This window comes from Acidobacteriota bacterium (assembly GCA_039028635.1).
Taxonomy (GTDB): domain Bacteria; phylum Acidobacteriota; class Thermoanaerobaculia; order Multivoradales; family JBCCEF01; genus JBCCEF01.
The window spans coordinates 122,166-139,985 of record JBCCHV010000003.1; the positions used below are offsets into that span (position 1 = coordinate 122,166).

The following is a 17,820-nucleotide window of genomic DNA, read 5'->3' on the forward strand; positions in this document are numbered from 1 at the left end:
GGCTCTTCGAGGTCGCGACTGGCCGGCGAAGGGCGAAGTCCGCGCCCACGCCGGCGAAGAACCCTCCGATTAGCCTCCCGGGACTCTCGGCTGGCGCCGCCGATCAACGCTGCTACCATCCCCGCCGTGGCGAGCAAGGGCAAGGGCTACCGCACCGAGGAACACGAAGGGTTCACCATCCTGGTGGGCAAGGGGGCGCGCGACAACGACCACCTCACCTTCGCCATCGCGGAGCCCAAAGACTTCTGGCTTCACATCGCCGGCGGCACCCCCGGCAGCCACGTGGTGGTGAAGAATCCGGACGACCTGCCGGAGCTGCCGCGGCCGGTGGAACGCCGCGCCGCGGCCCTGGCGGCGTACCATTCGAAGGCCCGCAACGCCCGGGGCAAGGTGGAAGTCCACCTCTGCCGCGTCGCCGATGTCCACAAACCGCGCGGCTTCGCCGCCGGCAAAGTGGCGCTGCGGCGCTGGAACAGCCTGCGCGTTTACCCCGAGTCTTGAGGCTGGCGCGGCCCAGCTCCGCCGTCAGCGCCCTCTGAACCGATGAGACCCCGACATGCTCTATGAACGACTGGCTCCCGAGATGCAGCAGATGGTGGACACCTGGGCCAAACGCCTCGGCGGAGTCTCCTGGCAACGCCGCGGCGAGCTCCTGGCACAAGCGGCGGCACCCTTTGGCGAAGTGCTCGAGGGGGATCAGGCGACCACCGCCTCGCGCGGCTTCCTGACCGCCGTCCTCGAACGCATGGCGCCGCAACAGGTCGACGACCCCTATCTCGCCGCCCTCCTCCACCTGTCCCTGCGCCAAGACCACCGCGACCTCGCCGCCGCCTATCTCGAAGATCACCCCGAGATGTCGCAGCTCTTCGAGCAAGAGCTCTCGGAAATCGATTTCTAGAGATTCAGGGCGGCTCGAGGCGCCCCTCGGGCACGCTGTGACTAGGCCTCAGAGCTGAAAGTGGCTGCGTGCACAGCCTTCAGGTCTGCAACACGCCGGTCTTGAACTCGGCGAGGTCCGGGTTTTCGGCCACCGCCGCCAGGGTACGGCCGAGCACCCGGCGGGTGGCGGCGGGGTCGATGATCGCGTCGACCCAGAGGCGGGCCGCCGCATAGCGCGGATCGAGGGCTTCGTCGTAGCGCTTCTGGATGCGCGCCAAGAGAGCCTGCTTCTCTTCCTCGGAGACATCGGCGCCACGATTCTTGAGCTGAATCGAGAGCAGGGTGTTGGAGGCCTGCGCCCCTCCCATCACGGCGATCGAGGCCGAAGGCCAGGCATAGAGGAAACGAGCGCCATAGGCCTTGCCGCACATGGCGTAGTTGCCGGCACCGTAGGAGTTGCCCACGAACAGGGTGATCTTGGGGACCGTCGAGTTGGCCACCGCATTCACCATCTTGGCGCCGTCTTTGATGATGCCGCCGCGCTCGGCGCGACTGCCCACCATGAATCCGGTGACGTCCTGCAGAAAGAGCAGCGGAATCTTCTTCTGGTTGCACAGTTGGACGAAGCGGGCGCCCTTGTCGGCGGATTCGGAGTAGACCACGCCACCGATCTGAAGCTCCTTGTCGCCGGCTTCGAGACCGGTCCGACGGTCGACGATGGAGCGCTGGTTGGCGACGATGCCCACGACTTGCCCTTCGATCCAACCGACGCCGCAGATCAGGGTCTTGCCGTAGGTGGCCTTGAACTCGTCGAGCTCGGACCCGTCGAGGAGCCGGGCGAGCAGCTCCCGCATGTCGTAGGGACGGGAGCGATCGACCGGCAGAACGGCCGCGATCTCTTCGCTCGCCTGCAGCGGCTCGAGGACCGGCCGACGAGCAAAGGGCGAAGCGCCGGATGGGGCGAGCTGCTCGATCTGCCGGCGAATCGCCGCCAGGCACTCGCCATCGCTGCCGTGGCGGTGGTCGACGACGCCGGAGACGTCGACCTGCACCTCGGCCCCGCCGAGGGACTGGTTGTCGATCTCCTCCCCGATCGCCGCCTTCACCAGGTGGGATCCGGCGAGGAAGATCGAACCGGTGCCCTCGACGATGTGGGATTCGTCGCTCATGATCGGCAAGTAGGCGCCGCCGGCAACGCACGAGCCCATGATGGCGGCGACCTGAAAGACCCCCTCGGCCGACAGCCGGGCATTGTTGAAGAAGGCCCGACCGAAGTGCTCCTTGTCCGGGAAGATCTCGTCCTGGAGCGGCAGAAAGACTCCCGCCGAATCAACCAAGTAGACGATCGGGAGGCGATTCTCGAGGGCGATCTCCTGGGCCCTCAGCACCTTCTTGCAAGTCAGCGGAAACCAGGCGCCGGCCTTGACGGTGGCGTCGTTGGCCACCACCACGACGTCGCGCCCGTGCACCGTGCCGAGCCCGATCACGACCCCGGCGGCGGGGGCGCCGCCATACTCCTCATAAAAACCGTGAGCCACCCACAGGCCGAGCTCGAGAAACTCCGTGCCGTCGTCGCACAGGGCGACGATGCGCTCGCGGGCGGTCAGCTTGCCCCGTGCGCGCTGCTTGTCCTGCGCCTTGGCGCCACCGCCGAGACGCAGACTCTCCTCCTCGCCCTGCAGCCGCTCCGCCTCCCGGCGCCAGTGATCCAGTCGCTCCGTGAAGCGCTCGTCCCGCTGCAAAGTACTGTCGAGAATCGCCAATTCACTCCCCTTGTCTCTCGCTCGCTCGGCACCGCCGGCCGGGAATCCGGCCGCGGCCTTCGTCGCCCACGGTTGTTCTCGCCGCAACTTATCAAGGCGAGAACCCAACCGGGGAGTCCGGCGGCCTTACAGGGTCATCGAGGGGGAGTCCGTTCCGGCATCCGGCGCCGGATTACCGCGGGCTCCGAGGCCAAGCTCAGTCGCGGGGAGACTCCGGCAGATGAATGGGAGTCGACGTCCAGAACGCTCCACCGGAGCCACCATCGAAGCGCTCGTCGGCGAAGAGGAAGAGCAGAGAGAGGTCGTCGGTCGCGGCAATGCCTTCGATGACGAGCTCCTCGACACCGGAGGGATCCGCCGCCCCCAGACGAAGACGACCGAGCAGGTCGTCGGATCCCTGCAGATCGTGGAACCGTTCGCCGACCCGTAGCTGGAGCCCGGTCGGCCGGAGCCCCTCGGGAAGAGGTGGAGTCGCCGCCAGGTTCAGCACCAAGCGGTGGTCCGCTCCGCTCACCGGGGGCGGTCGGTCACCGGTGCAAGGAACACAGGCGTTGGTTTCCGGCGTCCCCGTGTAGAGGTCGTCGACGAGCTGAACCAGAGAGACCGCGCTGCTCGGTGAGCAATCGCTGCAGGCGCCGAGAGAGGCCCGGGCGAGACCGAGGTTGCGCCAGCAAGGGTGATCGTGATCGCTCGAGGCGGCGAGTACGGCATCGACAAAGGGCGACTCGGAGCCCACGATCGGCGCGCCGTCGCGAGCCAGCAGGAAGCGCTCCGCGTCGCCGTCGCCACGGATCGGATGCCATAGGCCGGCACCGGGGTCCTCGAACGGCAGGTTCAGGGCTCCACGGCGATGGGCCAGCGCCAGCCAACCGGTTGCCATCGCCGTGGCGTAGGAGGACCCGGGCGGCGCGAGCCACGCGCTCTGGTCGACCACACCATGGTCGGAATAACAAAGCCCCGAGGAGGGAAAAAGCGCCTCGAGCTTGCCGGGTGGCTGGTGCCAGGGCGCCGGCGGGGTCTCCCAGCTCGACTGGACCACCGATTGACGAGCGAGGAACTGCGGCAGGGCCAGGGAGCCCACCGCGAGTACGGTCTCGCTGGCCGCCGGAAAGAGCAGCTCGCGATGATTGCCGGCGCTCGCCAACAAGGTCACCCCGTGATCCGAGAGGCGCTCGAGAGCGGCGCTGATCTCGTCTCCCAACCCCGACTTCGAGGTCGCCAGCCGTCCGAAGCTCATGTTGACCGCCAAGGGCGGTCCCGAGCTTTGCGAGACCTCGAGCACCTGGCACAGGCGGGCCAAGACCCCGAGATCGTTCGCTCCCGTCGTCGGTAAGCCATGGATGCCGGCTTCGAGGTCGAAAAGCACCACGCCCACCTCAGACTCGGCCACCGAATCCATCAGGGAGGCGAGGGACCAGCCGTGCCAGTGATTCCAGTCGACGAGGGCGATCCACTCGCAGTCGCAAGCGGCGGCCGAGTCGCAAAGGCAAGAACCTTGGTCACAGGGCAGCGGCGAATCCGATCGCGGAGCCATGGCCGGCGACGGGTAGGCCCTGGGAACTTCCGAATGGATCGGCCCGGTTCGACACCCCGGCACCGGTCCCGGCGACAACCGCTCGGCCGCCGTCGCAACCTGGTAGATGATGGTCGCGCCATCGCTCTCCTGCCCGCACCGGATCTCGCCACCGGCGAACGGCTGTGGACACGCCAGACGCCGCCATTCGACGGCGGTCGACTCGCCTCGAGCCACGCTCCCTACGAGCACCATCACCCCGAATCCAAACCAACACCAGATTCTCGTCGTCATGCTGAAAATCCCCCCGGAGAAGAGCACTGCAGATCAACCGATCTCGGCGGCGATCAAGCCATCATCGCTAGTCCTTCGCGCCCCCTCGGCCAGCGGGCCGAAGGGGCATCTCGGATCGAAGTCTCTGAGGACGGACTAGGAATCGAAAGCGCTGATGCAGGGGGTGTACATGGCGCTGTCCACAATGCAGGTGGCGGGACCGCGCGCAACCTCCTGGCTGTTGAAGTAGGTCACGCACTGAGCGCAAGTCCGATTCGGTCCACAGCTGATGCTCGGCGGTGGCCCGACATAGCGATTCCAGATGGCGCCATGCTCGGGGTTCTGGGGGCCCGCCGCGAGCTGCAACGAGCCGCAGAGAAGGGCGACGACGGCGATGCAACCCAAGGCGACTCTCCAGCGTTTCGGTGGTGATTGGAGTTTCATGCTCGGTCTCCTTGACGAAATGGACAGGATCAACTGACGTTCCTGTCCCTTAGGGAGTCACCACTCGGCAGGATTGCCCCAAGAAATCGTCGAAGGCCGAATTCTCTCGGCCAACGGTGGTCAGAAGGACCGCTCTCCCGGGGACCGACGAGCGCCTCGGGCTCTGGCGGCGCTAGCAGGTTGCTGAAAAACTCATCGGCAACCTGCTTCCGGGCCCGAGAGGGCCCGGCGGCGAAGCCGTGAGACGGGGTGAGCCCGAAAAATCGCACTTTTTCGGGCGAGGGGGCGCTTAGCCCCCTGAAACAAACAGCTAGCAGCGCTGGAAAAGTCGCAAGCGGACTTTTTCAGCAGCCTGCTAACAGGCGCACCGTCTGCGGATAGACCTTGCGGCGCGAGCCCTCGGCAAGGCGATCGCGACCGGTCTCCCCTGGCTCCAGCTCGAGCAGAACCGGCAGGTCACCGGGCCGGGCAACCACCACGAACAATAAGTAGTCACCCGGCCCTTCGGTCAGGATCTCGGAGGCCCGCAGGCGCAGGACCGCGGCCCCTTGGGAGGCCTCGAGCTGTCGGGCATCGACCCGCTGGAAGCGGCGCAAGGCATCACCGTCTCTGCCGTAGAGGCCGAACTCGACATCCGCCGACGCCTCCTCGCGCGGCGCGATCTCGAATCTCAGCGCGGTCTCCGGCCGCGCCTCCAGCGAACCCGGGGGAACCGTCTCGCCGCGTGCGGTGGCCAAGCCAAAGGCCAAAACCTCGTAGTCCGAGGACATCGGCCGGGGAAGCTGCCGACTGATCACCCCGAACCAAAGGCCCAGCAAGAGAATGCCGACGACGCTGGCGGCCAGCGCCCAGCGCTGCCGGCGAATCCTGGTAAGCGGGGCGTTCGGCTTCTCTCCCCCGCTGCCGGCCGCCAGGGCCCGGGATTCATCGAGCGCTTCGAGGTCGGCGAGCTCGATCAGCCGACGGCGTGCCCCGGGGTTGCGGGACAGTTGCTTCTCGACCGCCTGCGCCTCGGCGTCCGAAAGGCGGCCAGCTCGGTAGGCTCGCAGCGTCTCGTCCCGGGGCATCTCGCCGGTCGAGTCCTCGAGCGAGGCGACCTGGCGCAACAGCTTGTCGAGTTTCGATGGGCTCATGTCTCGCAAATCCGATCGTCGGCCTTCTCCGGCCCTGGACCTTGGTTCATCATCGAGCTATCCGGCTCCCGACGCCGAAGGCTCGACCGCCCCGGAGATCAACATCAGACCACTCCATTCGGCGGCCGAAAAGCGGCGCCGGACTTCGGCAAGGCCTTTCCCGAAGGCTACCGGGACTGGCTGGCCGGCGGCGATCTCTCGGTAGAAGGCACGGTTGAACTCACCCGCCAGACGATCGCCCAGCTCGCCCCGGCTGGCAACCACCCAGGGCACTCCGAGCTGAGCGAGCAGGCCGCCGAGTCCGAAGCGACCACTGTCCGGAGAGACCGGCCAGCGACCGGTGTGACAACCACTGAGGTTCACCAAACGCGTCCCACCGGACCAGACAGGGCCTACCGCCAGGGTGACCTCATCGTCGGCCAGGAGGAGAGCCGAGATCTCCGGGAAACCGGGCTGGTACCGACCGTGACTATCGACATGGATCAACTCCCGGGCAACCTTCAGGCCCTCCCGAGCCCGGCTCCCCGTGACCTGGGCTCCTGAAAGAATCTCGGCACGCGGGAAGAGTCGGCGGTAGAGCGGCAGAAGCTCGACCGCTGCGGCCAGATCGCCGCCCGGATCGACCAGGAAAAGGGGCGGTGCCAGGTGGGCGAAGCGGCGGCGGGGCCGATCGGCCCCGGCTGGCACCACCACCGGCGTCGTCACCTCACCGAGCCAGCGAGCTTCTCCGGCGCCCCACTCCTCGGACAGCGGCAGAGCGCCCAACGGCACCCGCTGCAGCAGACCATGCAGAGCATAGCGAGTGACCGGGTCGGGCGGGCCTTCCGGCGCGAAGGCCTGAGCGATCGGCTCGAGGGTGCGACGCCAGGCTTCTTCGGACCGGCCCACCGCGGGCTGCGCGAGACGATCGAGAGCCCGCTGCAGGGCTTGTCTGCGAAGCGAGGTTCGACGGGCTAGCGAGTACTCGCCACTCCCCTGGCGGCGCAACAGCAGCACTTCGTCCTCGAGGGCGACGGCGCGATAGGCCGCCCCCTGAAGGTCCGCCACGCTTCCAGGGTCCTCACAGGCCGGCCATCGCCGCCAGAGCTGCCGGAGCTCGTCGACCAACGACCGCCGAGTGCGCCGGATCTCATCGCTCCGGGCTCGCGAAGCCGGCACCTCGAGGGCGGCCAGCTCGGCGAGCAGCCGTTCCGCCTGGCGATCGAGGCGGGACCAACGGGAGCGGCTCTGGTCATCGGCGGCACGCTCGCGGCAGCGTTGTCGAGCCCATCCGAGGGTCGACATACGATCGAGGCGCGCGAGCCTCTGCCATCCGACGTCCGGACGGTCGAGCTCCACCGCCACCCGCGCCGCGCGAGCGAAATCCTCGGACTGCGGTCCGAAGCCGACCGGCAGACCACCTCCTCGCCGCTGCCAAGTCGTCACCTCGTGTAGTCCCAGAGCTCGCTCGAAGAGCTCATCGGCCCCCCGGAGGTCTCCCAGGGCACGACGCGCTCTGGCACCGCAGCTCGCCGCCCAGGCGGCGAGGCGCAGATCCGACCCCGGCTCCAGCTCGGCGCAAGCTTGGCGGGCGGCTTCGAACCGGCTGTTGCCGAAGGCCGCTAAGCCCGCAACGAGCTCGATCCAAGCCCGCCGCCGCCGATGCATCTCGCCCTCATCGACCATCTCCCCGAGAAGTGCTCGGGCGCGCTCGAGCTCGGCTCCTGGATCGAGCCCGCGACGCACTCGCAGCAGGGCCAGGTTGAGCATCTGATTGACGCGCTCCAGCGGCGCATGGCCCGGAAGGCGTTCCAGGGCTTGACGCACCACCGACTCCGCCGCCGCCAGCTCATCGTCCGAGATGCGTTGCTGAAACTGCATCAGCCAGGCCAGTTGGCCATAGGCCGAAGGCAACAGAGCATCGTCACAAGGAGCGAAGCGACAGTCGTCGAGGGCAGCTCGCAAGCGGTCGATCGCTTCGTCCACGGCCCCCTGCCGCGCCAACAGCTCGGCCTGCGACACGGTGATCATGAAGCGCTTCCGGTAGGCCACCCTCGTGGCACTCCGCTCAGCCCGGCTCAGCAGCCCCCAAGCCGCTGCAGGATTGCCGAACACCAGCTCGAGAAGCGCCTGTTCCCGCAGCGCCTCGGCGGCAATACCACTCGCTTCCGACTGCTCAAGCCAGGCCGGTAGGGCGCGCAAACGGCGCCGCGCCTCGACCTGCGATTCGCGACTCCCGGCCTCTCGCAGGAAATGAACCGCCACCAGATCGAGCTGAACCGCGGCGAGGGGGAAGCTCTGCCGGTTCTGCCGATTCAGGGCATCCCAACGCTCCAGAAAGCGGTCGAGCCCGATCGCGGACGCCGACCGCAACAGAGCCGCACGGTCCCGGCGAAACTCGGCGTAGGGCAAGGCCGGGCGGAAGCCGATCCGCCGACAAGGCGTCCGGTAGCGAGAACCGTCAAAGCGATCGATCAGCTCACCGCAGAGGTCTCCCTCCCGGCCCGACAGGAGAACGGAGGGCAGCTGACCCTCGAAACAGAGCACCGTCGCCATGCGCGCCACCGGCGGCCGAAAGTCTTGGTTCAGCGGCATCCCTGCGAAGCTCAGGCGCATCTCCCAGCGGCTGGTATCGGCCGTCGCCGCCGGCTGCAGGCAAAGGCTGGGACGGCTTTCCGGCAGCAGGAAGAGTGGCAGGAGCTCAGCGTTCGAAAGGACGACTACCTCCTGGTGGTTGCGAATCACGACCGGAAGATCGAGATCCGGCGCCGGCTGACAGGCGAGAAACACCAGGCAGATGCCCAGCACCCACCCGCAAGCACGGCAGCGCCTCCGGCACCGTCCTACCCTCATGGCAAAACTCCGATCTTCTCGGCACAGCGCCGTGCCGCCCGATCGACGGCCTGCTTCAGCTTGTAGGTCTGCTTTCTCGACCAGCCGGTCACGCGGGCGATCTCTTCCGGCGAGAGACCTTCCGAGTAGCGCAACTTGAAGTAGAGGTAGAGACGATCTCCGGTCGCTCGCAAGCAGGCATCGAGCTTGCGGAGCTGCTCGCGAGCCACGACGGCGGCTTCGCCACTGGCGGCCGAGTCCTCCATCTCGACCTCGAGCAGAGGGCGCGAGTTACGAAAGCTCGCGGATCGCCGATGGTTGCTCACCAAGCCACACACCAGGCCCCACAGATAGCGCTCGAGAGCGGCCCGAGTCTGAGCCGCCGGTGCGACTCGCCGGCCGAACTCCCTCAGCACCCTGCAGTCATCGCGGAAGAACTGCACGAAAGCATCGTGCAGAACATCCTCCGGATCGACGTAGGAGTATCGGCGCTGTAGGCGAGATCGAAAGACCGGCGCAAAGGTGTCGTAGAGCCATGCGGTAGCCCCGCTTTCGCCGACCACCAGGGCCTCGAGACGGGCCGCCACGCTCCGGTCGGCCGGTTCGGTCAAGAGCTAGCCCCCGACCCAACGCGCAGGAGGCCTCTCCCTCACCCGCGACACAACTCTTCGGACTGTCGAAGCATCTCAGGGTCCAAGAAGCTATCAAAACTCCGGCAACGCTCGGGGCGGAGAATTCACCGGTCGCCTGCTACCATCCCGGCGTGAAGATCAGAGTTCTAGGATTCGCCAGCGCCGGGGAGGCCCTCGGTGCGCCCGAGGTCGAGCTCGAGGTGCCTGCAGATTCCTCCCTCGGCGACCTCGAAGGCCCGCTGCTCGCCGCCTACCCGAGCCTCGCGAAGATCTTCCCGCGCCTCGCCCTCGCCGTCGATGGCGAGCTCGCCGCCGCCGACCGACCGCTCCGGCCGGGCTGCGAAGTCGCCCTTCTTCCGCCGGTTTCCGGTGGATGAACGCCGCCCTCGCCGCTCGGCCCTCGACCAAAGCATGACCGGGTTGACGGATCAGGCGATCGACCTCGCCGCGGTGCAACGAGCGGTGCTCGATCGCGGCCGCGGCGCGGTGCTGCTGTTTCTCGGAACGGTTCGAGACCATCACCGCGGCCGTCCGGTGACCGGCCTCACCTACACCGCCTACCGGCCGATGGCGGAGCGCGCTCTGGCACGCATCGTCGACGACCTCGAAGGAACACACGAAGAGCTCGGGGCCAGCATCGTCCATCGCCTCGGCGAGGTCGCCGCCGGCGAGGCGAGCGTGATCATCGCGGTCGCCTCACCGCACCGCGCCGCCGCCTACGAAGCCAGCCGAACCGCCCTCGAGCGCCTCAAAGCCGAAGTGCCGATCTGGAAACGCGAGCACTATCGCGACGGCCCGTCGATCTGGCGCGAAGAAGAGTCGCTGGTCGGACCTTCATAACCGGCCTCGGCTCGCGCTAGCTCCGTCAGCCAAGTACTGAACTCTGCTTCGAGACGGGACCAGTCGATCCCCAAGGAGCCCGTCAGCGCGCCTCCCCCGACCGCACCGCCGCCGGCCACCTGGCGCAGGAAGGTCCGGAACCCGGGGCCGTGCCGTCCCTCCAGCAGATAGCGCACGAAGAAGCCACTGTGGGAGTAGTAAAGCTCCCGATAGTCGGACCGCACAAAGTCCTCCCAATCGAGACCGACCAGCTCCGCGAGCGGCAACAGCTCGCCCCGGTCGCGAAACTGGGTGAGCAAGCGCAACGCCGCCGGCGGACCGAAGTAGCGCACCATGGAGCCTTCCCGCACCGTGCTGCCGCCGAGGGTCGAGGGATCGAGCTTACCGCTGGCGTCGATGCGACAGGCGCCGAAATCATCGGCCAGACCCTCGTCGAGCCAGGGCGGCAAGGCCGGGCCCAAAGCGCGCCGATTGAGCAGGTGACCGACTTCGTGGGCGAGCGTCGACAGCAGCTCGTCGCGCCGCCGATCACCACGATAGAAGGCCACCAAGCCGTAGCCGGCGTGTCCGCCCGCCGGCAGGTCGACCAGCGAGCGCTCGCGATTTTGGAATCGCCGGTAGGAGCGCTCGGACTCGAAAAACACCACCGCTTCGGCGGCTGAGCCGCGCGGAGTCAAGCCATAGCGCTGCCGGTAGGCACCGTCGAGACCTTCGGCGAGGCGATCGAAGGTGGTCACCAGGCCGGCATCGGCGACATCCGTGAACAGACCATAGGGTCCGACCTCTCCGGCCGGTCCGCCGACGCCGAGCAGCGCCATGGCGGCTTCGAGGCGCTCCGGATCAGGGGTCTGGCCGGGCAACGGCCGCGGCGGCTCGGTGGCATTGCCCAACGGCGGCTCGCCGGCGGCAGCCCGCTGCACCGGCCGCACCCAGCCCTCGCCACGGCGGTCGGTTCGTACCCGTAGCCACTCGCCCCGGCGCTCGAGCACGGTCACCTGCTGAAAGGCATCGATCTTCTCGACCAAGGCCGCGCCCTGCCGCCGCTGCTCCAGGAGTTGGTCGCCGGGGCCGAGCCAGGCCATGGCTCCGGCCCGGCGGCTCGAGGTTCGGTTGGCTTGCGCCCGCTGCATCGCCGTCAGGTCGAGGGGTCGATCGACGGTGGGCTCCGGTGCCGGCGCTTCCGAAAGGTCGTCGTCGGCAACGGCTTCGGCAGGCTGATTCGGAGGCAAGTAGAGGCTGCGAACCTTGCCCACCAAGGGCCCCACCACCGGCCAGCCCTCGGCCCGCGCCGCCGCAGGACTGTCGGGATTGCGGGTCAACCAGGCGAAGGCGCCGAACCCGAGCAGGAGGGAGATCAGCAGCAGGTAAGTCGACAGGGTGCGCCACATGAGGCCATTCTACGGCGGCCGCTGACAGCGCCGTAGCCCAGCACTTCAGAGAGGCAGGTAACTCAGAGGTAACCGAGGGCACGCAGCGCCGCGGCCTCTTCCTCCGGGAGCTCACCCGGATCCACCACCAGCGGCGCCGCCGAGAGCTTTTCCAGCACCCGCCGGCGCAAGACCTCGGAACCCTGCGGGCAGGGCTCCGGCCGCCAAGCCGTGCCGCTCCGCCGCCGACACTCTTCGCCGTCCTCCCAGAACACCTGGCGCTGTTGCGACCGCTGCAGCCCGAAGAGCTGCGCCGCGATCACCCGCGGTGCCGGCGGCAACGGGTGCACCAAGCTGCGATGTTCCTCGAACAAGACCAGCGGATGCGTCTGATCACGGCCGAGGACGCGGCCGTCCGACGGCGGAATCTCGAGACCGGCGGCGGCCAACAGGGATGGGAAGAGGTCGACGCCGGAAACCAGCCCATCGCGTCGGCGCCGGTGCCGCTGCCGCGGCTCCTTGATCAGCAGGGGAACTTCCACCAATTCGGGGTCGAGGCGCGCCCCGTGGGAGAAGAATCCGCCTTCACCGAGGAGCTCGCCATGATCGGCGGTGACGACCACCCAAGCGTCATCGAACAGTCCCTTGGATTCGAGCAGCGCAAAGAGCTCGCCGACCTGCTGATCGGTGAAGGCCACTTCGGCACGGTAGGCCGCCTCGAGCCAAGCCAGCTCCCGCTCGCCGGCTGGCGCCTGGTTGTCGCGAATCCGACGCCAAGCCCGCTGGTCACCATTCGCGAGCTGTCCCCAGAGGGTGGCGATCGGAACCTGCTGGCGCTTAGCCGGCACCTGCCAGTCGGAAGCGAAAGGCTCCGGCGGCTCGTAGGGGGCGTGGGCATCGAACAGATTGACGAACAGGAAGAGCGGCCCGCCGAGGGGCTCCTCGAGGGCCCTGCGCACGGCTCGCACCAGGACATCCCCGGTGTCCTGGTAGCGCTCCGGGTCGCGGAAGTAGTCGAACCCCTGGGCGACCCCGAAACGGGAAGACGAAAGGGAGCCGCCGGCGAATCCGAGGGTGGTGTAGCCGGCATCCCGGAGCCGCTCGGCGAGGGTCCGGCGAGCGGGATTGAGGGCCGACTCCTGGACCCCCGCCCGATGTCGCGACGGGTACAGACCGGTGAAGATCGAAGCGTGGCTCGGCAGGGTCCACGGAGAGGTCGAGTGGGCGCGATCCCATACCGTCGCACGACGCGCGAAGCGCGCCAGGTGGGGTGTGGCCTGACGCGGAGCGCCATAGGGGGTCAGGGCATCGCGACGAGTGGTGTCGAGGGTGACCAGAACCACCGGCGGAAGGCGCCCCGGTGCAGAGGTCTCGAGACGTGGCTGCGACCATAGAAAGAGTCCGTGTTCCACGCCGTCGACGGAGAGCTCCCAATGGCTCTCGCCGGCCGGCAGCTCGAGCTCGAGGGAGGTGGCGAAGCCCGCCGGCACTTCGGTCTCGACCACCTCGGCGCCACGCCGCCGAGCCCGAAATCTCCCCGGGCGGGAGGACAGATTTTCCGGCCGCAAGTGCAGCCTGCCGGGTCCCTCGAGAATCAGCGAGCGCGAGCTCGGACCGACGAACATCCATCCGCCACGCTTCACCGGTCCCCGCCCCACCACTCCGAAGCGCAGGAAATCCGAAAGCAGCCGAACCGATGGATGGGTGCGCGGTGGCAGGCCGGTCAGCGACTCCGGGTTGGCTCCGGAGCGAATGCGGCGGAAGCGGTTGTCGAGCCAGTTGGCGCCGTACTGTTGATCGCGATATTCGCGCTGGCGGCGGATCTCGAGCTGATGCTCGCCGGGCGACAGACGCGCCGCGGGGATCACAAACTTCCAAGGTCCAGCCTCGGGCGCGAGCTCGGCGATCACCTCGCCATCCCACAGCATCGAGTAACGGTAGGTCGCCGTTGGCCCCATCGGCTCGAGCTCGAACCACCAGCCATCCTGCGGCGTTTCCCGCACCGCGCAGGGAATCGTCGCCGTGCCGAGGAACAGCCAGGCATCGTCGGCCCGCCATTCTCTGCCCGGCAGACAGAGCACCGGGGGCCCCTCGAAGACGACACCGCGGGGCAGCCGCGCTCGCGGAGCCGAATCGGATTCGGCTGGGGGTCGGCCGCAGCCCAGGATCAGATAGCCCGCCACGGCGAGAGCGCCCGCTCTCGCGAACCACCACCGCGGACCTTTCCTCGTCACCAACTCACGCCTCCTCCGTTCCACTACTCCCCCCACGAACGGACGGATCGCAGCCTATCGTGTCGCGCGAGGGCGAGGAGCCCGGAGAACGCCAGCAGCTCCGCCGCTGGAGCGTCGAGACTGTGCACAGAAGGTGACCGATCGCCAGCCGAGGACCGGCCGCATTCGCTTCCGGCCGGCGGCCGCGGGAGCTCCTAGAGCTTGAGCTTGGCCATCAGGCGAGTGACCGCCACGGCATCGAGCATGACGTAGAAATGCACCGAGGGAACGCCCTTGTCGACCAGCTCCTGGGCCTGGGCCAGGGCCCACTCGACACCGATCTCGGCGACGTTGCCGGGATCGGCCGCCACCTCGTCGGCCAGCGCCGGCGGAATGTCGACGTGGAAGGTGCGCGGAATGCTCGACAGGTGGCGGGTGGAGGTGATCACCTTGAGCCCTGGAATGATCGGGACGTCGACACCTTCCGCTCGGCAGGCCGCGACGAACTCGAAGTAGCGCTGGTTGTCGAAGAACATCTGAGTGACGATGTACTCGGCGCCGGCCTCGACCTTCTCGCGAGCGAAGCGGATGTCGCTCGCCAGGTTCGGGGCTTCGAAGTGCTTCTCCGGATAGCCACCGATGCCGATGCAGAAGCTCGATGGCTCAGCATCGAGCAACGAGTCTTCGAGGTACTGGCCCCGGTTCATGGCCGAGATCTGACGCACCAGATCGACGGCGTAGTTGTTGGCGCTGCGGCCATTGCGCAGGGGCTTGCGGTAGCCGCTGTCGTCCCCGCGTACTGCCAGCACATTGTCGATCCCGAGGTACTTGAGCTCGATGAGGAAGTCTTCGGTCTCTTCTCGGGTGAAGCCCTGGCACAGGATGTGGGGCACGGCATCGATGTTGTACTTGTTCTGAATCAGGGCACAGACCCCGAGCGTTCCAGGTCGCTTACGCTTGATCCGCTTGCGAATCTCCTGCGGTGTCTCCTCGTAGATCACCTCCGCCGGATGGCTGGTGATGTCGACAAAGGGAGGGTTGTGGGGCACCAGCTGCTCGATCACCTCGAGCAGGGCGCGCACGTTACCGCCGCGCAGCGGTGGGATGATCTCGAAGCTGATCAGCGGCCCTTGGGCCTTGGTGAGATGCTCGGTAACCTTCACGGTTCTAGTTCCCCGGCCATGGCTTGCTCGTCCCTCGACGCTACCCGCGGACAACCTGCGCCCGATCAGGGCGCCAGTATAGCGACATCGCTGCGGTTCGATAGAGTCGGCGCTCCGAGACTGCGTCTCGATCTGGCGGGGCCACCCATCGTGAAGCCATGAACACGCTGACACCGCGCGGAAAGATTCTGTCGTCGCTCCGAATGGTCGGCGACCTGGTGATCGCTGCCGGCACCTTCTACGGTGCTTTTTGGGCACGCATCAACGTCCCGCTGCCATTCACCGCCCAGCTTCTCCCGGAAGACCGCCTGCGGCTGGCATCGGCCGAGTGGGGAGGGGTCGCCCTGGCCGTCGTCACCCAGATCTTCCTGCTCTACTTCTTCGGCTTCTACGATCCGCCGGAGCCCCGGCCACGGCTCGACCTGCTGCGCCGCCTGAGCGCCGCCGTCGGGCTGCAGGGGTTGCTACTCGCCGGCTTCTACTTCCTCGCCGAGATCCAGTTTCCGCGCTCGGTGTTGCTGCTCTTCGTCTTCGCCAATCTGCTCTTTCTGCTGCTCTGGCGGCTGCTTTTGGAGCGCTGGCACAGCCCCGGCCGACGGCGCGTCGTGCTGGTGGGCTGCGGTCCGGCGGCGATCGAGGTGGCGGAGAAGATCGGCACCCATCACTGGCATGGCCTCGACATCGTCGGTCACGTCATTCCACCGGACGAAGAGGCGGGAGAGGATTCTCCGGCCCTCGGACCATGCCTGGGAACCGTCGACGACCTTCCGAGTCAGCTCGGGTCCCTCGACATCGATCACCTGATCCTCGCCGGCAGCACCCCGAGCTGGCGCACCCACTTCCTCGACCGCCTCACCGGCAGCCGCGCCAACCGCTCGAGCGTGCTGCTGCTGCCGGGCCCCTACGAGAGCATGATCGGCCGCATGCGCTATCGCTGGGTCCACGACCTGCCATTGATCGAAGTGGTGCGCGAAAGCGAGTGGCAGATCAACCACCCCCTCAAGCGCGGCCTCGATCTGGTCGGCGCCCTCCTACTCCTCTTCCTCGCCCTGCCGGTGTTGGCGGTCTGCATCCCACTGATCCGCCTGACCTCCAAAGGACCGGCCTTCTACCGCCAGCGGCGCGTCGGTCGAGGTCTCGAGGAGTTCACCCTCTGGAAGCTGCGCACCATGGCCCTCGACGCCGAGGCCGAAACCGGCGAGGTTCTGGCGCAGCCGGACGACCCGCGCCTGACCCCCATCGGCGGCTGGCTGCGGGCCCTGCGCATCGACGAAGTGCCCCAGCTGATCAATGTTCTGGGCGGCTCCATGAGCCTGGTCGGACCGCGCCCGGAGCGCCCCGGCTTCGTGCGCCGCTACCTCGACGAGATTCCCGGTTACGCCGAGCGCTTCACCGTCGTCCCGGGCCTCACCGGCCTCGCCCAGGTCAACGGCGAGTACCTCTCCAGCCCGCAAAACAAACTGCGCTACGACCTCGCCTACATCGCCAACTGGAGCCCACTTCTCGATCTCTCGGTGCTCTTCCGCACCGTCAAGATCGTGCTGACCTCGAGCGGGACCTAGCCCGACCTTCTCACCAGCTCTCCGCGACAAGGCCGTAGGTCACAGAATCTGCTGCGTTATCGGCCGGCTGCACTCCTCGCAGTACGTCCAGTACGGTGTCGTCGCGGCACCGGCCGATGCCTTGCATTTTCCGCAACCTTCGACCTTTCGCCAAGAGATCTGGTGAGAAGGGAGGGCTCGCGATCGGGGGTGACCGCCCGGACCGGGACCGGCGGACAGCCGCGTCACACCGACAAGCTAGAAACCGGCCGGCGTCTCCCCGAGTCGGCGACTAAGGCACTTCGCCGAACACGGCGATTTCTTCGACGTACGCCGCATCGAACCCCAGCACCTCGACCAGCTGCGCCAGCTTGATCGCATAGGCGGGATTTGCCCCGGCGAGGCCCAACTCGGGCGGCAGGTTGTAGCAGGAGGCCGCGACGACTTCGTTGGTCTCCAGCAGCTCGACCTGCACGCGAACTGGAACGTACTCGCGAACGCTCGGCTCCGAGTAGAGATCGTCCGCCTCTTGCCCGGTGAGGGTCATGACGACGCCGAAGGCGCGACGACCAGGAGATTGCAGCAAGGTCGCACGCTCGCCGATGTGGATGCGGTATTCCGGAAGAACGGCAGGACCGACAACCTCCGGGCGAAGCCCCTGCCCCGCGAGAAGAGTCCGGTCCATGAAGAGACCGTAGAAGAAAATCCTGTTCATGGGCTTGGATTCGGCGGTCATCGTTTCACTCTTTCGCGTCGTTTCACTGCAGCCCTGCACGCCACAGCCTGAACCTGACGAAACGCTCGCCTCCGATCACCACCTCCCCATCGGGCTCGAAGCCGAGGCGCTGCAAGCCACCGCCGCGCTTTCTGGTCGGGGGCAGCAACGCGATCACCGAGTCCAGCTCGAGCTCCTCGAAGGCGAACTTCACGATCTTGCCGTAGAGGTGCCGGCCGACACCCCACGCCTGCGGACGCAGGATCAAACCGACATCCGCGTCGTCGCCCTCCGGCTGCAGCCCACCCCAGCCGATGAGCTCACCGTGCTGGACGAAAGCCCAGGGGCCGAAGCCGTGCTGCTGCCACATCTCTTCTTTGGCCGCGACGAAGCGCTCGCACTCTGCCGGACCGAAGTCTCCACTGGCGAGCGGTAGGTGGCGACGGATCTCCGGATCGTTCATCAGAGCCATGAGCTTGGCAGGGTCGATCTCCGGCAGTCGCCGAAATTGGATGTCACGGCACACGAACGCT

16 protein-coding genes are annotated in these 17,820 nt (G+C 67.4%); 5 read left to right on the forward strand and 11 right to left on the reverse strand.

From position 1 onward, the window contains the following. Positions 1-126 precede the first annotated feature (126 nt). Complete coding sequence (locus AAF604_02445; protein ID MEM7048484.1) at positions 127-501, forward strand: NFACT RNA binding domain-containing protein; 375 nt, start codon at positions 127-129, stop codon at positions 499-501. 55 nt (positions 502-556) lie between these two features. Further along, a complete protein-coding gene (locus tag AAF604_02450; protein ID MEM7048485.1) occupies positions 557-898 on the forward strand; it encodes a hypothetical protein in 342 nt (113 codons plus the stop codon). A 79-nt stretch (positions 899-977) separates the two neighbouring features. Here the strand turns inward: AAF604_02450 and AAF604_02455 are convergent, their stop codons facing one another. From AAF604_02455 to AAF604_02480, 6 genes are all read right to left on the reverse strand, one after another. Further along, positions 978-2,591 carry a carboxyl transferase domain-containing protein gene (locus tag AAF604_02455; protein ID MEM7048486.1) on the reverse strand — a complete coding sequence of 538 codons (1,614 nt, stop codon included), beginning with the start codon at positions 2,589-2,591 and terminating at the stop codon, positions 978-980. Positions 2,592-2,838: 247 nt separating this feature from the next. Continuing rightward, a complete protein-coding gene (locus tag AAF604_02460; protein ID MEM7048487.1) occupies positions 2,839-4,449 on the reverse strand; it encodes a S8/S53 family peptidase in 1,611 nt (536 codons plus the stop codon). A gap of 135 nt (positions 4,450-4,584) precedes the next feature. After that, positions 4,585-4,872: a hypothetical protein gene (locus AAF604_02465; GenBank protein MEM7048488.1), complete on the reverse strand. Its 288-nt coding sequence runs from the start codon at positions 4,870-4,872 to the stop codon at positions 4,585-4,587. 344 nt (positions 4,873-5,216) lie between these two features. Further along, positions 5,217-6,005, reverse strand: a complete 789-nt coding sequence (locus AAF604_02470) for a hypothetical protein (GenBank protein ID MEM7048489.1) — start codon at positions 6,003-6,005, stop codon at positions 5,217-5,219. A gap of 57 nt (positions 6,006-6,062) precedes the next feature. Next, a complete protein-coding gene (locus AAF604_02475) occupies positions 6,063-8,792 on the reverse strand; it encodes a CHAT domain-containing protein (GenBank protein ID MEM7048490.1) in 2,730 nt (909 codons plus the stop codon). A 41-nt stretch (positions 8,793-8,833) separates the two neighbouring features. Next, positions 8,834-9,427: a sigma-70 family RNA polymerase sigma factor gene (locus AAF604_02480; GenBank protein ID MEM7048491.1), complete on the reverse strand. Its 594-nt coding sequence runs from the start codon at positions 9,425-9,427 to the stop codon at positions 8,834-8,836. 152 nt (positions 9,428-9,579) lie between these two features. Between AAF604_02480 and AAF604_02485 the strand changes: the two genes are divergently transcribed. Together AAF604_02485 and AAF604_02490 are read left to right on the forward strand one after the other, a co-directional pair. Further along, complete coding sequence (locus AAF604_02485) at positions 9,580-9,825, forward strand: MoaD/ThiS family protein (GenBank protein MEM7048492.1); 246 nt, start codon at positions 9,580-9,582, stop codon at positions 9,823-9,825. A gap of 34 nt (positions 9,826-9,859) precedes the next feature. Further along, positions 9,860-10,288, forward strand: coding sequence for a molybdenum cofactor biosynthesis protein MoaE (locus tag AAF604_02490; GenBank protein ID MEM7048493.1), 429 nt, complete (start codon positions 9,860-9,862; stop codon positions 10,286-10,288). On the opposite strand, the gene AAF604_02495 is transcribed toward AAF604_02490, so the two are convergent. From AAF604_02495 to AAF604_02505, 3 genes are all read right to left on the reverse strand, one after another. Further along, positions 10,231-11,676 (reverse strand): hypothetical protein, encoded by a 1,446-nt coding sequence (locus AAF604_02495; GenBank protein ID MEM7048494.1) that lies wholly within the window; start codon positions 11,674-11,676, stop codon positions 10,231-10,233. The two genes, AAF604_02490 and AAF604_02495, sit on opposite strands and share 58 nt — an antisense overlap. Before the next feature lie 62 nt (positions 11,677-11,738). Beyond that, positions 11,739-13,889, reverse strand: coding sequence for a sulfatase (locus AAF604_02500; GenBank protein ID MEM7048495.1), 2,151 nt, complete (start codon positions 13,887-13,889; stop codon positions 11,739-11,741). A gap of 194 nt (positions 13,890-14,083) precedes the next feature. Continuing rightward, positions 14,084-15,031, reverse strand: a complete 948-nt coding sequence (locus AAF604_02505) for a methylenetetrahydrofolate reductase (GenBank protein MEM7048496.1) — start codon at positions 15,029-15,031, stop codon at positions 14,084-14,086. Between the two features lie 158 nt (positions 15,032-15,189). Between AAF604_02505 and AAF604_02510 the strand changes: the two genes are divergently transcribed. Then, positions 15,190-16,593: a sugar transferase gene (locus AAF604_02510; GenBank protein MEM7048497.1), complete on the forward strand. Its 1,404-nt coding sequence runs from the start codon at positions 15,190-15,192 to the stop codon at positions 16,591-16,593. A gap of 271 nt (positions 16,594-16,864) precedes the next feature. On the opposite strand, the gene AAF604_02515 is transcribed toward AAF604_02510, so the two are convergent. Next, a complete protein-coding gene (locus AAF604_02515) occupies positions 16,865-17,308 on the reverse strand; it encodes a gamma-glutamylcyclotransferase family protein (GenBank protein ID MEM7048498.1) in 444 nt (147 codons plus the stop codon). 22 nt (positions 17,309-17,330) lie between these two features. Then, positions 17,331-17,813, reverse strand: a complete 483-nt coding sequence (locus AAF604_02520) for a GNAT family N-acetyltransferase (protein MEM7048499.1) — start codon at positions 17,811-17,813, stop codon at positions 17,331-17,333. Between the last annotated feature and the right edge of the window lie 7 nt (positions 17,814-17,820).